1 protein-coding gene is annotated in these 1,752 nt (G+C 45.9%); it reads left to right on the top strand.

Going from position 1 to position 1,752, the window contains the following annotated elements:
- Window positions 1-15: 15 nt before the first annotated feature.
- On the top strand, window positions 16-1,752 hold a 1,737-nt coding region (locus tag VIP81_RS24485; protein WP_331967528.1), incomplete at its 3' end, for a SusC/RagA family TonB-linked outer membrane protein.

Here is a 1,752-nt window from a genome sequence, read left to right as displayed (position 1 = left end):
GGGGATAATGCAGAGATGAAGGATTTTTACCGTGGCTTGCTGAATCAGCCGCCGATGTCTCCCGCCTATGATGCCAACGGTTTGCCGGATGGAAGTATTTATCATTGGCACGCAGCAGAGGTGATAAAAAACGGTGGTTATCTCCGAAAAAATTATAACACCTTCAACGGGCAACTGACGATGAACTACAAGATGTTCATAGAAGGACTCAGCGCCACATTTTCCTATAACTATAATAAGAAATTTAATTTTACCAAAACACAGTACAAGAGTTATACGCTGTATCAGCACAACACATTTGGTAGTCATGGCCACCTGATCGGTGACAGCGTAATTGGCTCCAGCACTGCTGCACAGCTGCCTTATAATGCGCTCACGGAAGCCTATAGCCAACCGGTGATGTACCTGCTGAACGGAGGTTTCAAATACAACCGCACATTTGGTAAACATACCGTAGGTGCGTTACTGTTATATGAGCAATCAGAAACCTTCAACGATAATTTTTCTGCCAAAGGAGAAAATCCGCTGACCACACAGATAGATCAATTATTTGTTACCAATCCGGATCATAAGTACCAAACGGTGGATGGCGGCGGCGCACAAACCGCGCGTATTTCCTATGTAGGACGTGTGAATTATATGTATGCCGATAAATACCTGTTTGAAGCCAACTTCCGTTCGGATGCTTCCACGCAGTTTGGGCCGGAAGGCCGATGGGGCTTCTTTCCCTCTGTATCTGCAGGATGGCGTATTTCAGAAGAGCCGTTTATGAAAGATGCCATACGTGGATTAGATAACCTCAAATTACGTGCTTCCTATGGTGTTACCGGAAACGACTATTATGATGATCCGAATGTACCTGCCTATCAGTGGCAGAATAAGTATATAGTGGCGCCAGGGGCTGTATTTAATGGTGCTACCATGGGCCTGACCAACAGCGTATATCCTAACCCGTTACTCACCTGGGAAAAAGCAGCAACGACCGATATTGGTGTGGATGCATCTTTCTTCAATGGTTTAATTAGTGTAGAAGCAGATTATTTCCGCAAACATACCTACGATATTCTCTGGACACGCACCATGACAGTACCGGGAACTTTTGGTGCCACATTGCCGAATGAAAACTATGCGGTGGTTGATAATCATGGTATAGAGTTATCGCTGCGGCATGATAATAAAATTGGCTCAGTGACTTATTATGCAGGTGGTAATTTCAGCTTTGCCCGCAATAAAGTGATTAATATGGCGGAACCAGCCCAGGCAATGGACTATCAGAAAAGGATAGGTCGCCCGATTGATTTCGTAACGGGCTACGTAGCCAACGGCATTGCCAGAAGCGAGAAAGACCTGGAGAACCAGCCCGACTATAATGCGCCGGGACAAAAGTTTGAAGTAGGTGATATTCTTTTCAAGGATATCAGCGGACCAGATGGTAAGCCGGATGGTATTGTAAACAGCTATGATAACGTAGTATTGTCCAATAAAAGCATTCATCCGGAAATCATTTACGGTATTACCGGTGGTGTTTCCTGGCATGGCTTTGATATGAACTTCCTTTTCCAGGGAGTGGCTAACAGAGAAGTCATGTTCCCTAACCGCGACCAGTGGAGAGAGCAGGCGGTGATGAGCTTCTGGGCAGATCACTATACTCCGGAACATACAGATGCGGCGTATCCGAAAATTGGCGGTAAGAACGGTACCGAAGGACCTCCTTCTTCTTTCTGGCTGGGGAATGGCGCTTATTTCCGGATG

This window comes from Chitinophaga sp. (assembly GCF_036566945.1).
Lineage (GTDB): Bacteria > Bacteroidota > Bacteroidia > Chitinophagales > Chitinophagaceae > Chitinophaga.
The sequence above is the reverse complement of the archived record's forward strand: the minus strand, read 5'-3'. Positions and strand labels throughout refer to the sequence as shown.